The following is a 21,376-nucleotide window of genomic DNA, read 5'->3' as shown; positions in this document are numbered from 1 at the left end:
TATAAAGATTCATTGCTTTTGTTTATAATTGTTAGTATTAAAAACAGAAATTATTCTGCTTTTGTTATAATGCATTGTTTTTTATAGAAAGATATACCATATCCTATGACATGTTCGTATCCTTCTTCTATCAGTCCTTCAATATATTTCTGTCTGATAATCTGTTCAATTGCTTTGGCACTGTCTTTTCTTAGTTCCTTGATACCAGTTGAATGTTTACATTCTATAATCAGTGCTGTATCAAGTATACTGTAAGGAAGCACTGCTATATCAAATCTTCCTTCTCCACTTTCCCTGTTGGATTGAACTTTATAACCATTAGCCTTTAAAAAGCCTACCATGAAACCATGATAGAAGTTTTCATAGTTATCATAATAGCTGATGCTCTGTTGGAGAACATCCTGCAATAAGCGATTAGCTTTCATGACATCTTCTTGTATCAAAGCTTCTATGAATGACAAATCTCTTTTTCTTTGATAGCTGTCAAACCATTTCATAAAGATATCTTCATAGATATATTTGACTTCTTTATTAGGAATCACAAGTTCATAGGTATAAGGATGATCATTATCAACCTTACTCTTGATTTTCAGATAACCAGTAAACAACAGAAAACTATACACATTGTCATTCATTGTCTGAATACTATGAAAGTCCATTTCTCGATACGTCAGTTCAGGAACAATCTTTTTGATGATGCTTTGATCATTGATTAGTTTTTCAAATTCTTCCTTCATTGTCATCGTTGCATATTCGATATATGTTTTAACAAGATTATTGCTGCTGGTATTCGCCCAGAAAGATACAGCCTGAAAATGGTCATCATTCAGTAATTTCTTGACATAGTTCAAGGCACTCCATGAATTATAGATTTCCGTCTTTCCAAACAGATAGCCATCATACCATTCCTTCATCTCTTGACGATTATCCATAAGATTATAGTATTTCAAAAGTTCATCAATTTCTTCTTGGGTAAATCCAAAGCAATCAGAAGTTTCTACATCCATGATGGTTCTCACTGTAAAGTTGTTAAGACCTGTAAAGATGCTTTCTTTAGATATTCTAAGACAGCCAGTCAATACTCCTCTTTCCAGTGCATCATTAGTTTTTAAAGCAGATGAAAAGACACTTCTTATAAAATCAACCATTTCATCATAGTAGTCATGTTGATAGGCACTCTGTAAAGGCACATCATATTCATCTATGAGAATGATGACTTTTTGATGATAATGTTTTTCTAAAAAAATACTCAAGTTATACAAAGCATCTCTTAAATCACTCTCAGAAGATTTTTTATAATGATAGTTATCAATGATTAATTTTTCAGCTTCACTTAAATATGGACTGTCCTTTAATTCAAAATAATCTTCAACAACTTTTGAAATCATAGCTTTAAATTTATCTATTTGCAAATTCATATTTTCTCTAGATAAATCTTTCAAAGATAGAAAAATGACAGGATATTGATTTTGATGAAGCATGAGATGTTGATGTTTTGATACATTCAAACCCTCAAAAAGATAAGCATTCTCTTTTTCCTTGTTAGAAAAGAAATAATAAAGCATACTCATGTTTAACGTTTTTCCAAAACGTCTAGGTCTTGTATACAGCATCACCTTGTCACTTAAGACATCATCTATAAGCATTGTCTTATCAACATAATAATAATTCTTATCCATGAATTCTTTAAAATTTTCTGTTCCTGTTGTGATACGCTTCATTATAATCTTTCCTTTCTTTATGATTACATTATACCATAGCAATTTATAAAAGTCATTGAGATAGATAGTGTTCAATGAAGGCAGAAAAGGAAAGAAAATCAAATGTGAGGAGGAAAATGATATGTTAAAGAGTCATTTAGGTTTTCAAAAAACAACGAATAAAGTGAGCATTGGAAGAAGATTAACAAAGTCATTATTAAAAAGAAAGATTTTTATTCAAGTCATTCTTTCATGTTTATTAGGTGTTGCGATGTATTATGGTGTTAATACAAGCTTATCTGTTTTGGTTGGAACAATGATTTTATTTATAGTCATTCAAGTTATTGCTTATGGATTAGGATTAGGTGAAATGAATACTTTATCTATACAGCCACATAGTCAGTTATTTGTAGAGTTTGATGATTCTGGAATTCATTATGTTGATAATAAAACTTTTAAAGAAAGAATAAAATATGCAAGAGATGTGCTTAAAGGAAAAGAACAACTTCATCATGTTCATTATGATCAGATTGATCATGTTCAAGTCCAAAAAGTTACAAAATTTATGAAAATTCCCGGATCAAATCTTGCAACAGAAATAAACACATATGATTATTATTTTCAATTAAAAGATGGGAAAACATATAATCTGATTAATGCTATGATTCTTCAAGATGATGGCCAGAAAATTGATACTATTTTAAATCAATATATACAAAATAAACAGGAGAATAAATAAAATGAAAAGAAAAATATTGATGATTTTAATGAGTTTTGTATTAGTAGGATGTGGAAAAGCAGATGTTCCTAGTTTTGATGATGCGAATACTACAGATGTGAATGGTTATCATACTTATTATAATATGGATAAGTTATGTGCCCAATTAGAAAGAGTAGATAAAAAATATGATATGACTGATCCTCAAGATATGATGAATCAAGTGGATTATGTTTTTGTTGGAACAATGGATCAATATGACAAATCTCAAATTTATGATAATGGAAAAATTAAACAAAGTATGAAAATTACAATTAAGAAGATGATTAAAGGTCAATTAGATCAACAAGTGACTATATGGCGAGATGGTGGAAGTGTATCGGCTTCAACTTATGCTAACTATCCAAAAGAAACTTTGTTAGATAAAGGCAGTTTAGAACAGCTACCAGATCAAATTAGAAGTACAGCATATGTTGAGGTTGTACCAGAAGCTTATTTTAGAGCACAACAACAAAAAGATTATTTGTTCTTTGTCAAAGAAAAAGAAAATTTAGAAGTTTATAATGATGCTTATGGTATGTTAGAAATGATTGATGAAGAACATGCTAAAAATGTTTATACTGATGCAAAATGTAATATTTCTCAGTTAAAATCATAAAGGGGATGTAAACAATGAAATTTGCGATAAAAAATTTATTGAGGCAAAAGAAAATATCTTTATTATTTGGTATAACTATTATGATTATGGCTGTAATCTGTTATATTTTCTTAGCATTACTGTATGATCCTTATTTTGCATTAGATGTCACTTATTATAGTAAGATGATGATGGGTTCAGCTACAACACTATTTGTTGTGATGTTTACTGGATGTCTGATTATTTATACGAATATCTATGTTTTAGAAAATAAGAATAAAGAAATTTCTTTAATGAAAATATGTGGGATGACAAATAAAAGATTTATTTTCTATCTTTTTTATCAAAATACATGTCTTTATTTCATCGGAAGTCTTGTAGGTATTCTACTTGGTATTTTGATAACACCTTCTATGATAAATTATTTATATGTTCTTATAAATATCAATGCTGATGTTTATATTTTAAAAGATACACTCTTTCAAACAATATTAATGATGTCTTGTTTATATGTGATTTCTTTGATTTTAAATATTGGCTATGTGTATCGTGGAAATATAATCAAGATGTTGAATGGAACAAAACAAAATAAATATCGAAAAGCAACATTTATAACTCTTTCAAGCCGAATTTATATCATTATTTATCTTTGTGGTTTATTATTAACTATTTTTAATGAACATCAAACAACAGCATATATTATCTTTTCAGTTATAGGAGCTATAGGAACATATGGAATCATAAGATATGTTATACCTGAATTTATTGAAAAGAAAAAAAGTACAAAATGGTTGAATCAAGTTGATCAACTGATTGTCTGTGGTGAAATCTTTTTAAAACTAAAATATACAGTTTTATTTATACAAATATTTATGATTGTAAGTATTATTATGGTCACTTTGGTTTGTTTTAATCTTGATAACAGTATTGAGATGTATAGAATGATTATAGCTTATATCATTATGTTACCAATGATTATGTTTTGTATGACATATAAGAATTTAATGATGAATCATCAAAAGAAAAAATCACTACAACTTATTCATAAAATGGGAATGACAAAAATACATCAACTGACTTTATTAAAAAAAGAATGGTTACTTTTCTATATGATGGTGAGTTTATTACCAGGTTTATATATTATTGTTATTTTTATAAAATTCTATATCTTGAGTCATATGTCATTCACTATTATTGCAGTGATTATGGGTTATTTTATATGTAATGTATTGATATCAATGCTGATTTGTTATTATTCAACAAAACAATATTTAAAGGAGGATTTGTTATGAATGATGTTATTATAGTGGCTCAAAGTCTAACAAAAATATATGACCAGATGACAGATTATCCAGTGAAATCATTGGATCATGTTTCCTTAGAAGTGAAAGACGGAGAATTTATTGCTATTATGGGGCCATCGGGTTCAGGAAAAACAACTTTAATTCAATGTCTGTCAACGATGGATCAACCTACAGATGGTCAGGTTTATTTATATGGTCAACCCTTATCTCATTTCACTGATTATGAAATTTGTCAGTTTAGAAATCAAAAAATTGGTTTTATATTTCAAGATTATCAACTTTTAGATTATTTAACAATTGAAGAAAACATTGCTTTTCCCTTATCAATGAATAATGTCCCTACCAACAAGATTAAAGAAAGAGTACAAAAAATTTCTTATAAAATAGGAGTTGAAGATATATTAAAAAAATATCCGGGAGAATGTTCAGGAGGACAAAAACAAAGAGTTGCCATAGCAAGAGCATTTATACGGCAACCAGAGATGATTATTGCTGATGAACCTACAGGAAATCTCGATAGTCAAAATACCTTTGAATTAATGAATATTTTAAAAGCATTTCATGAAAAAGAACGTAAAACGATTGTATTAGTCACTCATGATGTTATGGTTGCATCTTATGCATCAAGATTATTATCTATACAAGATGGAAAAATAACAGAACAGTTGCATAGAGATGATTTTCAAAATCAAAATGAATACTTTAAACATATTGTGAAATTGAATTCTCAAGAAAGATATATGTTATTTCAAAATGGATGAAGGAAACTTTTTGTTTCCTTTTTTCTATATCTGCATAGATATTTTGAAAAGATATTGTTATACTATATGAAAAAGAAAGGAAATGATTTCATGAATGATGATATTATTGTTGCAATAGCGACTTCAAGATTAGAAGCAGCTATATCTATTATTCGATTAAGTGGAAAAGACTGTATAGCTTTTGTTCAAGCGTTTTTTACAGGAAAAATCATGGATAAAGCAAGTCATACGATTACATATGGATTTATAAAAGATGGCAATGAAAAAATAGATGAAGTTTTAGTAAATATATATCGAGGACATAAAACATTTACTGGTGAAGAAATGGTAGAGATTAACTGTCATGGTGGTATTTTTATTACACAAAAGGTGTTAAACCTTTGTTTAAAAAAAGGTGCCCGTATGGCAGAACATGGAGAATTTTCTAAAAGAGCTTTTTTAAATGGACGTATTGATTTATCACAGGCTGAAGCAATTAGTGATTTGATTAGTGCCAAAAATGATTATGCTTCTCAATTAGCATTAAAAGGAATACAAGGAAATATCAGTCATTTTATTGAAGATTTAAAAGAAGATCTCATTCAAATTATTACCCAAATAGAAGTCAATATTGATTATCCTGAATATGAAGATGTAGAAGAATTAACAGCTCAATCTCTACTTCCTAGAAGTGTTCAATTACAAGAAAAGATGAATCATATTATTGATTCATCTAAAAATGTTCATTTATTAAAAGATGGTATTTCTACTGTGATTATAGGAAAACCTAATGTTGGAAAATCAAGTTTATTGAATGCTTTATTAGATGAAGATAAAGCGATTGTTACAGATATTGCAGGAACAACAAGAGATATTGTTGAAGGAACGATTCGTTTGGATCATATTGTTTTAAACATGATTGATACAGCAGGCATCAGAGATACTGATGATGTTGTTGAAAATATTGGTGTTCATAAATCAAAAGAACTGATTCATCAAGCAGATTTAGTATTACTTGTATTAGATGGTTCTCAACCACTAACGAGGGAAGATCAGGAATTATTAGAATTATCTAAAGATACGCAAAGAATTATTGTTATAAATAAAAAGGATCAAGGACAAATCAATGATATTGATGGTATTGAAATTAGTGCGAAGAATCATGATATAGAGCCATTAATTCAAAAGATTAAAGAAATGTTTGAATTAGGAAAAATTACATCTTCACAAGATGATATATTAGCGAATGCCAGACAAATTCAATTATTAGAAAGAGCCAATCAGTCATTAAAAAATGCTATTATAGCGATGGAACAATCTATACCAACAGATTTAATTGTTACTGATTTATATGATAGCTGGGAAAGTTTAAAAGAAATATTAGGAGAAAGAGCAAAAGAAGATTTATTAGATGAATTATTTAAACGCTTTTGTATAGGTAAATAAAGATGAAAAAGTATCAATTTTTAGCAGAAAGATATTATAAATTTTTTAAATATTTAAGAACCATTGGTTTAATTAGTATGATTGTTTTTCTGGTTGTTACAGCTTTTAATCGAAATAATTCTACACTTTCTATCATCAGTTATTTTGCTATATTATTGACATTAGCCTGTCTTTTGGAATGTGTGATTTTATATGTTTTATATTTAATATTGAAACGTAAGTAAGAAGATGAAGAAATTAATCTTTTTCATTTCAAAAAGAGAAAAGATTCCTTATTTTTAGACAAGAGTGCTATAATAATCAAACGAGGGAAAGGGGAGAATATGATGAGTAGAAGTTATGAAATTGATATGTGTCATGGACCATTGTTAAAACAAATTATTATTTTTTCAGTACCATTGATGCTATCGGGGATATTACAGTTACTTTTTAATGCAGCAGATATTATTGTTGTTGGAAGATTTACGGGAAGTGAAGCTTTAGCAGCTGTAGGTTCGACAAGTTCTTTGATTAACTTATTGGTCAATTTGTTTATCGGAATATCTGTTGGTGCTAATGTTTTATTTGGAAGATTTTGTGGAGCTAACGATGATAAAAATGCATCGGAAACAGTACATACTGCCATCTGTACAGCTATTTATGGTGGAATTCTCATGATATTTGTGGGAAATATTCTAGCTGAACCTATGTTACAGCTGATGGGGACACCAAGTGATGTTATTGATTTAGCAACACTTTATATGCGTATTTATTTTGTTGGTATGCCAGGTTTTATGATTTATAACTTTGGGGCAGCATTATTAAGAACTGTTGGTGATACCAAAAGACCACTTTATTTTTTAACATTGGCAGGTATTATTAATGTGATATTTAATTTAATATTTGTCATTGTATTTCATTTAGGAGTTGCTGGAGTTGCAATTTCTACTGCTATGTCTGAATGTATTTCTGCTATATTAGTCATGAGATGTTTGATTCAAGCAGATGGTGTTTTAAAATTATCAAAAGATAAATTACATTTTCATAAAGATAAATTAATTAAAATGTTGAAAATTGGTTTACCTGCAGGATTACAGGGAATGGTTTTTAATATTTCTAATGTTTTAATTCAATCATCAGTCAATTCATTTGGTTCTATTATAGTCGCCGGTAATACTTCAGCAAGTAATATTGAAGGATTTGTTTATACAGCTATGAACTCTATTTATCAGACATCTTTAAGTTTTACAAGTCAAAATATGGGAGCAAAAAATTATTCAAGAGTGAATCAAATTCTCGTAAGATGTTTAGCTGTTGTTAGTGTTATAGGTTTTGTTTTAGGATTTGGAGCTTATCTATTAGGAAATATTTTATTAACAATTTATTCAACTGATCCACAAGTTATTTCATCTGGTCTTATTCGTTTAAGTATTGTAAGTGCATCCTATTTTTTATGTGGTATTATGGATGTCATTGTAGGAAGTTTAAGAGGTATGGGTTATTCCATGATGCCAATGCTTATCTCTTTAACAGGAGCTTGTCTATTTAGAGTTATTTGGATTTTTACCATTTTCCAAATGAATCATAGTTTATTTATACTTTATGTTTCTTATCCAATTTCATGGATTTTAACTTTAACAGCACAACTTATTTGTTATTTTAAAGTTCGTAAACATGCATTTGTTTAGACTAAATAAAAAAGGGAATCTCATATAGGATTCCCTTTATACATATTCATTAAATGTATCTAAATAGTTTGAAATAAGATAATACATGATTAAACAAAACTATAATAAATATTATCAATATATTCATCAAAATCTGATATATAGAAAAAGGATAGATAAAATAAAAGATGATTGAGTATATGACATTAAAAATATTAAGAATAATAAACTTAAATATGAAAAACGCTTTATAAGAAATTAATCTTAGCTGCAAGAGTTGACGATCTTCTACAACAATTCTTCTATAAAAATTATAGATTGATAATTGTAGACACATATAAGATACAAATACAAATTCTTTAGGAACAGGAATTAAACAAAGATATAAGATAAGAAGTTGTGGAAAATGAAGAATAAAATAATAGAAATCTTTATATAAGATTGCCTGAAATTGATAATTATTAGAATATCTTGAGAAGAAACAAGTTATATGATAAGTGGTTAAATATATGAATTGATCAATTTTTTCTTTTAAATAAGAAAATGGTTCCTTTCTTATATTGAACATTGAATTGGTAAGAATAGTGTTAAGATGTAAATAAAAGAATATACTGCATAATATAAATAAAGGGAGTGTCATTATAAAAAGAAGTTTGATATCAATAAGCACACTGATGATAGAAAATATAACTAATGTATAGGCAAGAATTAAACCAAAGTTTTTCTCATTGCATAATGAATATACAAGAAAATAAATAATATAAAATATCATGAATTCAGAAAGAATAAGCATACTTAAGATATGTATAGGAAGATTTGTAAAAAAATAATTAATAATAAAAGTGGCAATAATGGGAACAATAGAATACACTAGACTGGCAGAAATCTTTGCTAAGATGATATAGAAAAGATTTATTTTTTTAGCAATCATTGACATAAAAATAGCTGAATCTTCTAGAAAACCATTATAAGATAAATATGTGATAATACCAGATAAACTCAAAAGAGATAAATAAGAAAGATTTAATTTTGTAGAAATAATATTCATGACTTCTGGTGTAAATAATATATTGAGTGGATTGATACTCATATAGATAGTTAATGCAGCAAAGGTAATCATGCTTATGAATGCAATAAATAAAGTTTTCAATGGATATCTTAAATAGAGCTGTATTTTAAATATATTCAACCATGTTTTCATGACTTTCATCTCCATATATTTCTTTATACTTTTTATAAAATGATTCATTATTTATTTTATTTTTATAATTCATTTCAATAATTTTGTAATCTTTCATGATGATATATTGTGTTGCAACTTTTTCTAAAATATCCAATTGATGTGAAGATATGAGAAAATTGAATCCTTTTTTTGTTAATGAGTTAATGAGATTTGTAATTTCTATTGTGGAAATGGGATCAATTCCATTAAAAGGTTCATCTAATATCATAAGTTTTGAGTGAATCAAAATAGTGATAAGAAAAGCAACTTTTTTTCTTCTCCTGAAGATAAGTGAATACATTTTTTGTTAAGAAGTTGCCTTAATTTCAGACAATCAATCAATTCATTAAAGAAAGCATCATTTAAATTCAAAGATTGATTGTTATATATTTGATACCAGAATTTAATATTTGCTATAACAGTAAGATTATGCTATAACAGTAAGATTAAAGTAAAGATTACTGTCATAGGGAAGATAAGCAATATCATTAGGTTTAGAGATGCTTATTTTTCCAGATTGGGGTGTCAATATACCACATATAAGATTAAAAAGGGTTGTTTTTCCAGCACCATTATGTCCCATAAGAACGATGCAATCCTTATTGAAGTGAAGTGATGCATTAAGCTGATGAAATATTATTTCTTTTTTATAGGCAAAGTCTAAGTTTTGAATATGAATATCCATATAAGTTCTCCTTTTTATCATAATAAATATAAAACCAGAAGTCATATCACTCTGTATGATTTCTGGTTAATTTCATTTTATTTTTTTAATGCTGTACCAAAATGTAAAGCAATATAAGCTAATTCATGTTCATTAAATCTTTTATGATAATGTTGTTCCACAATGTCATTAAAGATTTCAGCACATTTATATTCTAATTGAAATTGAGCTTGAATCTTATCTTTTAATGGATTATCAGTGAGTTGACGATTATTTTGTAAACGATCTAATGCAGGATAGAAATGTAATGTCATACCTGTATAGAACTCTTTATTTTTTCTTAAATCTAATTGAAGATCGTTTTGAATACGATTAATAGTTTCATTAATAATATCTTCAGTTTCATCATCACATAAATCAAATTCACAATTAAAATCAATATCTAAAAGATTGATATTTGCTAGATACATTGTAACATATTGAACTTGATTTCCATCTATTTCAACATGAAATTGTTGATCTAATTCATTAACAATTTGTTTAGAAACTTGATAATATTCGTGATTTTCTAAATGATTAATTTGACTTTCACTTGTTGGAATATAAGTTCCATTAATTTCTCTAGAAAGACATAAAGAAAGATGAATAATTAAATTATCAAAAGATACTTCAGATATTTCAATGTGATGTTCTTCAATAATCTTTTTTACAATACCTTCAATTACTTCTTTTCTATTTTCATATTGACTATCTAATTCTATAACCATATAACCCTTACCTCGCTTTTCATATGATATATTATTTGAAATCAAAAGTCTACCATAAAAAAATTTTTTCTTAAAATGAAACATGTATTTCAATATATTCACAATGAGTCAATAATCTTATAGGATAACCCCATGATCCAAAACCACTAGAAACAATCAAAGATTGATCTTGATTTGTTAATAAACCATAGTCATTATCATAAATCAATCCAGTAATAATAGAACCAGGAAAGACTTGTCCTGCATGAGTATGACCTGAAAGTTGTAGATCAGCAATCTCTAAGTTTTCTTGGTAACGTTGAGGATTATGATCTAAGACAATAGTTGGTAATGATGAATCCATGTTTTGACAAATATCTTCTATAGAGTGAGAAGAATGATAACTAACATCTTCTCGTCCTATTATATTAAAAAGACCATCAATACATACAAAGTTTTCATTTAAATAAGTTATATTGTATTTTTGATAGAGTTCACGAGTAGAAAGAGATATATATTTTTCATGATTACCATCAATCGCAATAATACCATATTGGCTATGGATTGTTGAAAGAATTTGTAAGGCCTGATGAATACTATCAATAGATGAGGATTCATCAAAAATATCTCCACCTAAACATACTAAATCATATTGTTTTTGATTAAGTTTTTTTACAAGATTTTGAATATCTTGAGGTGTTGTTCCACTGCCAATATGAATATCACTAATAAATGCTATGTTTAAAGAATCTAAAGATGTTTCTTTATGAATTAAAATATTATAATGTGTTATTTCTTTATGAAAATGAGAATAGTAACCTATCCCAGTTGTAAAAATAGATATAAATACACATATGAAAAGAATCCATTTTTGAAAAGATTGCTTAAAAATATGACACCAGAGTTGATAAATCAACAAACATAACATCAAAAGAAAGCTACAAAGTATATAAAAGCTAACAATGTTAAACCATAAATCAAAAGATGGTTTCAATAAAACTTTCAATAAAATAGTGACTATTGATAAACTTGTACAAAGATAAAGAATATAACGTCCACTTTTTTTCATATATTTAAATATACACAGGAAGTAGTAAAAAGGTGCTATAATGAGAAAGAGAGATAAAATTGTATAGAATAAAAGCATCATGAAGAACACCTCTTTTCTTTTTTACAAGTATAACATAATTGAACAAAAAATAAAGGTTGCTTTCAAAGAACGCATATGATAGTATTAAAAAAAGATAGAGGTGCAAGAGTTAAGAGTTCTTTTATATGAATAGGTGCAACTAAAAAAGAAGGAGGAACGATTGCCGAAGGGATAATTATTTGCATGTGATTATTGCCTGGGGGTATAGAGAATATCTATATCACTGTCACTTTAGGATAAAGTGGTGTGCTATTGCTTAATAAAATCATCTTTATTATTGCAATGGTCCCATTGCAATTTTTTATTAATAAAAGAAGGTGAAAGTAATGAAATTGATTGAATCTGATAGTCATATTATTCAAGTCAAATTGATGAATGTAGAAAAGAATTCATTATTTGTTGGAGATATTTTTCAAACAATTTCTTCAATGAATGTGAATATTGATATGATTTCAGAAGTGATTTTAGAAGATGAAATGCGTATTGATTTTACATGTAGTCAAGATGATCAAAAGAATTTAGATGAAGCACTGTCTTTAATAAGAACAAAACATCCACGTATACAAATTTATCAAAATAGACAAGTCGCTAAAATTAAGATTGAAAGTGATGCTATGAAAGATGAAGTAGGTGTGGCAGCAGCAGTATTTACTGTTTTAGGAAAACATCAAATTCCTTTGCTTCAAGTCACAACATCAGAAGTATCTATTTCTTGTGTTATTCCATTGGAATGTGTTGATTTAGCTATGTCAGAAATAAAAAAAGAATATAAATAGGAGGGTTATTTATGGAACCAATTTTTGAAGGAAGTGCTGTTGCGCTTGTATTACCCATGTTAGATGATGGAAGTATTGATTATGATGGTTTTAAAAGACAAGTTCAAAGAATGATTGATGGTGGTGTTCAAGCTATTTTAGTAAATGGAACAACAGGTGAAACACCAACAATTCATATTGATGAAGAATTTGAATTAACAAAAATTGTTATGGAAATGACAAAAGGAACAGGTATCAAAGTCATTGCAGGTGCAGGTTCTAATGATACAGAAACAGCTTTGAAAAAAGCAAAGTTTGCTAAGGAAGTAGGAGCTGATGCAATATTAGTTGTGACACCATACTACAATAAAACAAGTCAAAGAGGGCTTATTGAACATTATACTTATATTGCTGATCGTGTGGATATTCCAATGATTCTTTATAATGTTCCGGGACGTACAGGAATGAATATTAGTGTAGATACAGTTGTAGAACTGGCAAAACATAGAAATATTAAGGCCATGAAAGATGCAACAGATAATATTGCTTATGCAATGGATGTTTTAACACAGACAAGAGATTTAGATTTTGATATGTACAGTGGTTGTGATGATAATATTTTACCGTTTATAGCAGCTGGAGGAAAAGGTGTGATTTCTGTATTATCTAATCTTTATCCAAGAGAAACAGAAAAATTTGCTCAAGCTGTATTAAAAGGTGATATGAAACTGGCACAAGAAATGGCATATGATTTTAATGATGTCAGCAAATATTTATTTGTTGATGTTAACCCAATTATGCCTAAAGCAGCTTTAAAGAAAATGGGTGTTTGTGGGGAAATGGTAAGAAGACCTTTAATTCCAACAACACAAGCCAATAAACAATTATTATTTGATGCAATGGAAAGATTTGAAAAGAAGGGTTATTAAAATGAATGTATTAGTTTATGGATTTGGTTTAATGGGTAAAAAAGTTGCCCAAGCTGTAAGAAACAACACACAAATGAATTTAGTGGGTGTTGTTTCACCTGTCTTTGATGCGAAAATTGACGAAAAAATGTATACATCATTAAGTGAAGTCAATGAAAAGATTGATGCAATTATTGATTTTTCACATCCGGATAATTTAAGTGATATTTTAAAGTTCGGTGTTAAAAATCATTGTGCTCTCGTTTTAGCAACAACTGGATATACACAACAACAAATTTTACATATTGAAGAAGCTTCTTCTCAAATTCCTATTTTTCAATCATACAACACTTCTTTTGGTGTATCAATGCTAACAAAGATTGTAAAAGAAGTAGCTAAAGAATTTTATGATAATGATTATGATATTGAAATTATAGAAAAACATCATAATCAAAAAATTGATGCTCCAAGTGGTACCGCAAAACTTTTATATGATGTGATTCATGAAGATATTAATGAAACAAAAGAAGTTTATGATCGTTCAACAGTTCATCATAAACGTGAGAAGAAAGAAGTAGGCATTCAATCAGTAAGAGCAGGAACAATCTTTGGGGAACACACTGTTTTATTTGCAGGGCATGATGAGATTATTGAAGTGAAACATACAGCTTTATCAAAAGAAGTTTTTGTTCAAGGAGCGATTAGTGCCTGTTTGAAGATTGTAGATAAAGATAATGGGTTATTTAGTTTAAAGAATTTATATTAAAGGGGAATAAAAATGGTTTTACAAACACAATTTGCTCAAATAAGAGATCGTAGCTTATATATAGACGATGTGGATGCAATGGATTTAGTGAAAAAATATGGAACACCACTTTATGTGATGAGTGAAGGTCATATAAGACATCAATTGAACGAATTAAAAACAAAGTTCTTGGATAAATATGATCATGTTTTACCACTATTTGCTTCTAAATCATTTAGTTGTTTAGAAATTTATCGTATTACCAGTGAATTTGGTATTGGTATTGATTGTGTCAGTGCTGGAGAAATTTCTATTGCTTTAAAAGCAGGATTTGATCCACATAAGATTTATTTCCACGGAAATAATAAACTTCCATCAGAAATAGATTATGCGATTGCTCATGATGTTGATCATTTTGTGATTGATAACTTTTATGAAATTGAACTTGTTGAAAAGTATGCTAAAAAATATGATAAAACAATTTATGCAACAGTAAGAGTTGTTCCAGAAATTAAGGCTGGGGGACATGGTTATATCCAAACTGGTCACAAAGATACAAAGTTTGGCTTTAGTGCCAGAAACGGCATTTATTTAAAAGCGATTCAACAAATTGTAGATTCATCTCATATTGAATTTGAAGGTATTCATTGTCATATTGGTTCACAGGTTTTTGATTTATATGCTTATATTAGTGCAATGCATAGATTTGTTCGTTTTGCTTATGAAATATATGATCAGTTAGGTGTCATGGTCAAAGTGATTAATGCCGGTGGTGGTTATGGAATCGCCTATACGAAAAAAGATGAACCACTAGAATTTGAAACAATCACATCTGAAATTATGAATATTATTAAAGATGGATATGATAAACGTGGTTGGGATATGCCAATGGTTTTAGTAGAACCGGGACGTTATGTTGTAGGAAATGCTGGTATTACATTGTATACTGTAGGTTCTGTAAAAGATATCCCAGATGTCCGTACTTATATGAGTGTGGATGGTGGTATGACAGATAATATTAGAACGGCTTTATATGATGCACAATATGATGGTATTATTGTTAATAAAGCTTATGAACGTCGTGATACAAAGGTAACAGTAGCTGGAAAGATTTGTGAGTCAGCAGATATTGTCGTTAAGGAAATTATGTTACCTTATCCTGAACCCGGAGATATATTTGCTCAATTTTCTACTGGTGCATATCATTATTCTATGTCATCAAATTACAATCAGCTACCAAAACCAGCAGTTGTCTTTACTTATCAAGGTAAAAGTAAATTAGTCATTAGAAGACAGACTTTTGATGATTTAGTAGCTTTTGATGTTCAAGAAGATTATCAATAAGAGGAAGAAGCATTATTCTTTCTCTTTTTTATACTTTGTAAAAATGCATTTAAATTTTTATTTTGAGAATTTTTATGCCAAATCAGATAAATATGGAATTGTTGAGAAAAGTCTTTTAAAGGCAAAAAGCAAAGATATTTTTGATAAGCATAATAATCTTCAACAAATTGGGCTAAGATGGCCGTATCTTGACTAATAGCTAAATGCATGAAAAGAGTATCTAAATCATGGCTTATAAAATCAGGATGACTTGTATCCATAATCACATGTGTTTGATTTTTTATATCAAAATAGTTTAAAGATGAATATGAAGATAAAACGTGATTTTTACTCATAGCAACAACAAATGGATAAGAATAGATATGCAGATAGTCAAATTGTTCTTCAAAAGAAATATGATTATGATTAAGTCTAGCCGTAAATACACAATCAACTTTATAATTTTTTAACAAATCTTCAATTTCTTGTCTAGAATCACGATAAAGCTGAATATCCATATGTTTATTGTATTGGTAAAAGTTTTGAATATTTTTAATCATAATACAATGTTCAATACCTTTTAAATATCCAATTTTTAATTGACCAAAATTTTCATGATGTAAATATTGAATTGTTTGATAACATTCTTGATTTGCTTCTAAGACTTTAAGAGCACTTTTTAAAAAGATTTCTCCTTGCTGAGTTAACTGCACATTCTTTTTGTTTCTTATAAATAACTGAAAACCAAGTGTTTTTTCTAAATGTTTAATATGATTACTAACGGCTGTTTGAGAAATAAATAGATTTTGACTGGCTTTTGTAAAGTTTAAAGTTTTAGAAACTTCGACAAAGCATTTTAATTGTTGAATATTCATAGAAAAACTCCTTTATTATAACTTTTAGTTATTATATCATATCATTTTTATATTAGACAATTATGATAAATTGATTAAAATAAGTATAAATTGAAGGAGTTAGATTATGAAAAAAATCATTATTTATATTATTGGTTTAAATTTTTTAGCATTAGGAATTGTATTGAATATTTCTACAGGACTGGGAGTTGCTGCTTTATCAAGTTCCATTTATACAACAAGTCAAATATTTCACATATCATTAGGAACAGCCTCTATTATCTGGTATATAGTGTTTGTTGGAATACAATGTTTATTATCAAAGAAAATAACTAAGGAATACCTTTTAGAAATACCGCTATCTTTTGTATTTGGTTATCTTAATGACTTTTATGATTATATCATTCATATTACACCATCATCTTTTATACATTCACTGTTATTATTATGTGTCGCTTTACTTTGTATTTCTTTAGGAGTTTATTTGACAAGTGAAACAAACTTTGTATTAAATCCAGGAGATGGCATTGTCAAAACGATAAGTGAAGTTTTCCATTATCCTTTCTATAATGTCAAAAATATGTTTGATATTTCTATGATTTTATGTTCACTTGTTTTAAGTTGGATAACACATAATCCTATTATGGGAATAGGTATAGGAACTATCATTTCAGCAGTTATGATTGGTAGGCTTATTAAAGTCTGGCAATATCTTCTTCAAAAAAGATTATTTATTGAGGTATAAAGTTTTTAAATATGTTCATAATTCCACTATGAGGTGATAAACAATATGAACAATCTAAAAAAGCTTATTTTTATTATTCTTGTCTGCATGTTATGTGTTAGTGTTGAAGCAAAAAGTCAAAATCCTAAATATAAAATTATTTCAAATAGTTATAAACAAGAAGATATTAATGAAATGTATGAAATAAAAAATGAATTACTTATAGATTATAAAGAATGGGTCAAAGGTGTTGATAATCCAGATCAGGCTTTAGCTGATCATCAAGATGATTATCATGCAACTTTTAAACAAGGTGTCTATACCATTATATTAGGTGATGGATTAGGAAAAAGTTTAACTGGTGATTTAAAGGTTAATTATTGTGAAACAACAAAAGATTTAAAAAGCAAATCTTTAATATGGGATTGGTTGTTTTAAATCTATTGAGTTATTTGAATAAAGTGGTGATATGATTATATATTTATTTTATCATGTATAAGAACAATGATTACTCATTGCCATTTTTATCGTGTGCCACGCATGATATAAACTTTAGAATCAGTAATAGTACCTTCAGTCATTATTCTATTAAAATATTGTATACTTGACATAAAATGACAATATTTATAGATATTCCTCATTATAATAATTATAAATAAATCTATAGCAAAAAAATAAATATATAATTTTTTGCACTCAACAGCAAAAACTTTATAAAATAAAAAGTTTTTGCTATAATATGCTTAATGGAGGAGATTCTATGAAAAAATATGATTTAAAAAATAGAGATTTGTATTTAAATAAGTTAAAAGTGTTTCAAGATACAGAACCTATTAAAGTTGTGACAGGAATACGTCGTTGTGGGAAATCGAGTCTTTTAAAGCTTATGGTGAATTATTTATTAGAATCTGGTGTTCATGAAGAACAAATTATAGAGATGAATTTTGAATCATATGTATATAGAAAAATGAATGCTGATGATTTTTATCATCATGTTTCACAATTGATTATACCTCATCAAAAAATGTATCTTTTTTTTGATGAACTTCAAAGAATTACTGGATGGGAAGATGTTGTTAATTCTTTTCGTGTTGACTTTAATTGTGATATTTATATTACAGGTTGAAATGCCTATTTATTGTCGTCACAATACTCTACTTATTTATCTGGAAGATATGTAGAAATCAAAATGTTACCACTGTCTTTTCAAGAATTTATTGATTTTCATGGTTTTACAATAAAGGAAACAATCAACGCCTTAGGAAATAAAAAAAGATATGTTTATGATTCAAAAGGAGATAGATATGAATTAAATGAACTATTTCAAGCTTATATGCGATATGGTGGTATGCCAGGAATTGCTGATGTAGGGTTAGAACAAGAAAGAGTTTTAACATTATTGGATGGCATTTATTCAACGGTTATAGTGAGAGATATTTTAGAAAGAGAAACTTTAAAAAGTCAAAGAAAAATAACTGATTCAGTTTTACTTAGAAAAATTATTATGTTTCTTGCAGATAATATTGGTAGTAATATATCTATTTCAAAAATTGGAAATGTTCTTATGGATGAGGGATTATTGGAAAAGGAAAGAAAAACCAAACCAAGTCATCATACTGTTCAAGCTTATGTTAATGCTTTATTAGAAGCTTATTTTTTCTATGAAATTAAGAGGTTTGATATAAAGGGAAAAGAATATTTACGTACCTTAGGAAAATTTTATATTGTTGATATAGGATTAAGAAATTATTTGTTAGGATATAGAAATAGAGATACAGGACATGTATTAGAAAACATTGTTTATTTTGAATTGTTAAAACGAGGATATGATATTGCGGTTGGAAAGATCAATCAGTTAGAAATAGATTTTATTGCGACTAAAGCTGATGAAAAATTGTATGTGCAAGTTACTGAATCAATGATAAGTGAATCAGTCCGTAAAAGAGAATTAACTCCACTAGAAAAAGTCAACGATAATTATGAAAAAATTATTTTATCCTTAGATAATGAAACTATGTCATATAATGGTATAAAATTATATAACATAATGGATTGGTTAATTGAATAAGAAAAATAAACTTGTTATCAGTGATTTATATGAGATATATATGAGAATTTATTAATAATAATGTATAAAATAAAAAAGTATTGTTCATAATTCCACTATGAGGTGAAATTATGAACAATCTAAAAAAGCTTATTTTTATTATTCTTGTCTGCATGTTATGTGTTAGTGTTGAAGCAAAAAGTCAAAATCCTAAATATAAAATTATTTCAAATAGTTATAAACAAGAAGATATTAATGAAATGTATGAAATAAAAAATGAATTACTTATAGATTATAAAGAATGGGTCAAAGGTGTTGATAATCCAGATCAGGCTTTAGCTGATCATCAAGATGATTATCATGCAACTTTTAAACAAGGTGTCTATACCATTATATTAGGTGATGGATTAGGAAAAAGTTTAACTGGTGATTTAAAAGTTAATTATTGTGAAACAACAAAAGATTTAAAAAGCAAATCTTTAATATGGGATTGGTTATTTTGAAAAGAGCCTACAAAAGGCTTTTTTCTTTAAGAAATAAGAGTTGTATGTTAAACAATTGCTATTAAGACAATAAAAGTGTTAAAATAGATGTCATAAGGAGGTTTAAATTATGCAACAAATCAAACAATTCAACAATAACATTATGATTTATCCTATATATCAAGAACAATCTGTATGCCAGGATATCATTGATACACTAGGATATGATATTACTCAAGATATTGATAAGGACTTTTCTAAAATCACTCAGATTCATACTTTTGGAAAATATCCTTTCTCTTATATTCTCTTTGTAGGTCTGGGAAAACAAAATGAAATCACAACAGACAAGCTTAGAAAGATAGCTACTACTGTATCCAAAGATATCAAGCAACCTGTACAGCTTGTTGTGAATCATCTAGACAATCAATCAACATTGGTAAGAGTCTGGTTAGAATCACATATCTTAGCTCAATATGAAGAAAGAAAGATCGGACATGATGCGAAACCTATCATGGATATGGATGTTCTTGCATCAGTAGATGTTCAAGATGAAATCAATGAAGCTATTATCTATGGCGAAGGTATCAACTATGCCAGAAGACTGGCTGATACACCATCTAATCTAATGACACCAGATGAAATGGTCAAGGAATCCATTCAGTTGGCTAAAGATTATGGTATGGAATGTACCATTCTTGATAAGGCACAGCTAGAAGATATGAAAGCAGGAGGAATCCTATCAGTCAATCAGGGAAGTGATATTCCTGCATATATGATTGTTCTTAAGCATAATGGAGATGGTGACAATGCATATAAGGCAGTGATAGGAAAAGGGCTGACATTTGACTCGGGAGGATATAATCTTAAAGGAAATAGCTATGGAATGAAATATGACATGTGTGGAGGAGCAGATGTGCTAGGAATCATGCAGATACTGGCAAGAAGTCAAGCGAAGACAAATGTGTATGGAATTGTACCAGTCACTGAGAATCTTGTCAGTGGAAAGGCATATAAACCACAGGATGTCATCACAACATTATCTGGAAAAACAGTAGAAATTGTAAGCACTGATGCTGAAGGACGTTTAATCTTATGTGATGCGTTGACTTATGCACAACAATTAGGTGCAAAGAAACTTATTGATCTTGCGACTTTGACTGGAGCATGTGTCACAGCATTAGGAGATGCTTATACTGGAGTTTTTGCCAATGATGATGAATATTATCATGAATTTGAACAAGCTATGAAAGCAGCTGATGAAAAGGGATGGCGTTTACCATTGGATCAGGCATATCTTGATAAATTGAAATCAAATAGTGCAGATCTTAAAAATTCAGCTGGAAAACCTGGTGCTGGGGCAAGCATTGCAGCAAATTTCTTAGAATCATTTGTTGAAAAAGATACGCAATGGATTCATTTGGATATTGCAGGAACTGCTGACCAGGATGGTACTGGAGCAACAGGTGCTATGATTCGTAGTGTTGTTGAAGTGATGAAATAAATAAAGTAGAGAAAGCTTTGATGATTTAACATTGAGGCTTTTTTTGCTATTCGTTTTGATT

At 28.3% G+C, this 21,376-nt stretch carries 24 protein-coding genes and 1 riboswitch; of the genes, 17 read left to right on the top strand and 7 right to left on the bottom strand.

Features of this window, described 5'->3' with window-relative positions; translation table 11 throughout:
* Positions 1-50: 50 nt before the first annotated feature.
* A complete protein-coding gene (locus tag ACGHJ8_RS13905; protein ID WP_211962427.1) occupies positions 51-1,721 on the bottom strand; it encodes an AAA family ATPase in 1,671 nt (556 codons plus the stop codon).
* A gap of 121 nt (positions 1,722-1,842) precedes the next feature.
* On the opposite strand from ACGHJ8_RS13905, the gene ACGHJ8_RS13900 reads away from it, so the two are divergent.
* The 7 genes from ACGHJ8_RS13900 (at position 1,843) to ACGHJ8_RS13870 (ending at position 8,212) form a co-directional block, all read left to right on the top strand.
* Positions 1,843-2,439 (top strand): hypothetical protein, encoded by a 597-nt coding sequence (locus tag ACGHJ8_RS13900; protein WP_211962425.1) that lies wholly within the window; start codon positions 1,843-1,845, stop codon positions 2,437-2,439.
* Position 2,440: 1 nt separating this feature from the next.
* Entirely contained in the window at positions 2,441-3,076 is a 636-nt protein-coding gene (locus ACGHJ8_RS13895) for a hypothetical protein (RefSeq protein ID WP_087304817.1), read from the top strand.
* A 14-nt stretch (positions 3,077-3,090) separates the two neighbouring features.
* A complete protein-coding gene (locus ACGHJ8_RS13890) occupies positions 3,091-4,347 on the top strand; it encodes an FtsX-like permease family protein (RefSeq protein WP_390540972.1) in 1,257 nt (418 codons plus the stop codon).
* A complete protein-coding gene (locus tag ACGHJ8_RS13885) occupies positions 4,344-5,120 on the top strand; it encodes an ABC transporter ATP-binding protein (protein ID WP_390540970.1) in 777 nt (258 codons plus the stop codon). The genes ACGHJ8_RS13890 and ACGHJ8_RS13885 overlap by 4 nt, the downstream gene beginning before the upstream one ends.
* Positions 5,121-5,210: 90 nt before the next feature.
* The gene (mnmE, locus tag ACGHJ8_RS13880) at positions 5,211-6,545 is read left to right on the top strand and encodes a tRNA uridine-5-carboxymethylaminomethyl(34) synthesis GTPase MnmE (protein WP_205090620.1); all 1,335 of its coding nucleotides are present in this window, start codon (positions 5,211-5,213) and stop codon (positions 6,543-6,545) included.
* A 2-nt stretch (positions 6,546-6,547) separates the two neighbouring features.
* Positions 6,548-6,769, top strand: coding sequence for a hypothetical protein (locus ACGHJ8_RS13875; protein ID WP_087359928.1), 222 nt, complete (start codon positions 6,548-6,550; stop codon positions 6,767-6,769).
* A gap of 102 nt (positions 6,770-6,871) precedes the next feature.
* Positions 6,872-8,212: an MATE family efflux transporter gene (locus ACGHJ8_RS13870; RefSeq protein ID WP_087359925.1), complete on the top strand. Its 1,341-nt coding sequence runs from the start codon at positions 6,872-6,874 to the stop codon at positions 8,210-8,212.
* A gap of 49 nt (positions 8,213-8,261) precedes the next feature.
* Here ACGHJ8_RS13870 and ACGHJ8_RS13865 read toward each other — a convergent pair whose 3' ends face one another.
* The 5 genes from ACGHJ8_RS13865 to ACGHJ8_RS13845 all read right to left on the bottom strand — a co-directional run bounded on the left by ACGHJ8_RS13865 (position 8,262) and on the right by ACGHJ8_RS13845 (position 11,892).
* Positions 8,262-9,392, bottom strand: a complete 1,131-nt coding sequence (locus ACGHJ8_RS13865; RefSeq protein WP_390540967.1) for a hypothetical protein — start codon at positions 9,390-9,392, stop codon at positions 8,262-8,264.
* Positions 9,367-9,660 carry a bacitracin ABC transporter ATP-binding protein gene (locus tag ACGHJ8_RS13860; RefSeq protein WP_390540965.1) on the bottom strand — a complete coding sequence of 98 codons (294 nt, stop codon included), beginning with the start codon at positions 9,658-9,660 and terminating at the stop codon, positions 9,367-9,369. Before ACGHJ8_RS13860 ends, ACGHJ8_RS13865 begins: the two co-directional genes overlap by 26 nt.
* A gap of 180 nt (positions 9,661-9,840) precedes the next feature.
* Positions 9,841-10,098, bottom strand: coding sequence for an ATP-binding cassette domain-containing protein (locus tag ACGHJ8_RS13855; protein ID WP_390540963.1), 258 nt, complete (start codon positions 10,096-10,098; stop codon positions 9,841-9,843).
* Between the two features lie 77 nt (positions 10,099-10,175).
* Positions 10,176-10,844, bottom strand: a complete 669-nt coding sequence (locus ACGHJ8_RS13850; protein ID WP_390540961.1) for a BglG family transcription antiterminator — start codon at positions 10,842-10,844, stop codon at positions 10,176-10,178.
* Between the two features lie 70 nt (positions 10,845-10,914).
* Positions 10,915-11,892: a metallophosphoesterase gene (locus ACGHJ8_RS13845; protein WP_390540959.1), complete on the bottom strand. Its 978-nt coding sequence runs from the start codon at positions 11,890-11,892 to the stop codon at positions 10,915-10,917.
* A 168-nt stretch (positions 11,893-12,060) separates the two neighbouring features.
* A riboswitch (Lysine riboswitch) is annotated at positions 12,061-12,233 on the top strand.
* 66 nt (positions 12,234-12,299) lie between these two features.
* Here ACGHJ8_RS13845 and ACGHJ8_RS13840 point away from each other — a divergent pair.
* The 4 genes from ACGHJ8_RS13840 to lysA are packed head-to-tail and all read left to right on the top strand — an operon-like array spanning position 12,300 to position 15,725.
* Positions 12,300-12,749: an ACT domain-containing protein gene (locus ACGHJ8_RS13840; RefSeq protein WP_087359910.1), complete on the top strand. Its 450-nt coding sequence runs from the start codon at positions 12,300-12,302 to the stop codon at positions 12,747-12,749.
* Positions 12,750-12,760: 11 nt separating this feature from the next.
* Complete coding sequence (dapA, locus tag ACGHJ8_RS13835) at positions 12,761-13,657, top strand: 4-hydroxy-tetrahydrodipicolinate synthase (RefSeq protein ID WP_087359907.1); 897 nt, start codon at positions 12,761-12,763, stop codon at positions 13,655-13,657.
* 1 nt (position 13,658) lies between these two features.
* Positions 13,659-14,402 carry a 4-hydroxy-tetrahydrodipicolinate reductase gene (gene dapB, locus ACGHJ8_RS13830; RefSeq protein ID WP_087359904.1) on the top strand — a complete coding sequence of 248 codons (744 nt, stop codon included), beginning with the start codon at positions 13,659-13,661 and terminating at the stop codon, positions 14,400-14,402.
* Between the two features lie 12 nt (positions 14,403-14,414).
* Positions 14,415-15,725, top strand: a complete 1,311-nt coding sequence (lysA, locus tag ACGHJ8_RS13825; RefSeq protein WP_390540956.1) for a diaminopimelate decarboxylase — start codon at positions 14,415-14,417, stop codon at positions 15,723-15,725.
* Here the strand turns inward: lysA and ACGHJ8_RS13820 are convergent.
* A complete protein-coding gene (locus ACGHJ8_RS13820; protein WP_211962407.1) occupies positions 15,719-16,579 on the bottom strand; it encodes a LysR family transcriptional regulator in 861 nt (286 codons plus the stop codon). The genes lysA and ACGHJ8_RS13820 overlap by 7 nt on opposite strands.
* Before the next feature lie 106 nt (positions 16,580-16,685).
* On the opposite strand from ACGHJ8_RS13820, the gene ACGHJ8_RS13815 reads away from it, so the two are divergent.
* The 6 genes from ACGHJ8_RS13815 (at position 16,686) to ACGHJ8_RS13790 (ending at position 21,315) form a co-directional block, all read left to right on the top strand.
* Positions 16,686-17,303, top strand: a complete 618-nt coding sequence (locus ACGHJ8_RS13815) for a YitT family protein (protein ID WP_390540953.1) — start codon at positions 16,686-16,688, stop codon at positions 17,301-17,303.
* A gap of 45 nt (positions 17,304-17,348) precedes the next feature.
* Positions 17,349-17,720 (top strand): hypothetical protein, encoded by a 372-nt coding sequence (locus tag ACGHJ8_RS13810; RefSeq protein WP_390540946.1) that lies wholly within the window; start codon positions 17,349-17,351, stop codon positions 17,718-17,720.
* A 322-nt stretch (positions 17,721-18,042) separates the two neighbouring features.
* Positions 18,043-18,408, top strand: a complete 366-nt coding sequence (locus ACGHJ8_RS13805; RefSeq protein WP_390540950.1) for an AAA family ATPase — start codon at positions 18,043-18,045, stop codon at positions 18,406-18,408.
* Between the two features lie 12 nt (positions 18,409-18,420).
* Positions 18,421-19,350: an ATP-binding protein gene (locus ACGHJ8_RS13800; RefSeq protein WP_390540948.1), complete on the top strand. Its 930-nt coding sequence runs from the start codon at positions 18,421-18,423 to the stop codon at positions 19,348-19,350.
* 110 nt (positions 19,351-19,460) lie between these two features.
* Positions 19,461-19,832 (top strand): hypothetical protein, encoded by a 372-nt coding sequence (locus ACGHJ8_RS13795; protein ID WP_390540946.1) that lies wholly within the window; start codon positions 19,461-19,463, stop codon positions 19,830-19,832.
* Positions 19,833-19,941: 109 nt separating this feature from the next.
* Positions 19,942-21,315, top strand: coding sequence for a leucyl aminopeptidase family protein (locus ACGHJ8_RS13790; protein WP_390540944.1), 1,374 nt, complete (start codon positions 19,942-19,944; stop codon positions 21,313-21,315).
* Positions 21,316-21,376 lie beyond the last annotated feature (61 nt).

Origin of the sequence: Massiliimicrobium timonense, from assembly GCF_042850985.1 — a bacterium.
GTDB lineage: Bacteria > Bacillota_I > Bacilli_A > Erysipelotrichales > Coprobacillaceae > Allocoprobacillus.
Note: the sequence above shows the minus strand (reverse complement) of the source record. Positions and strands in the feature narration are given on the sequence as shown.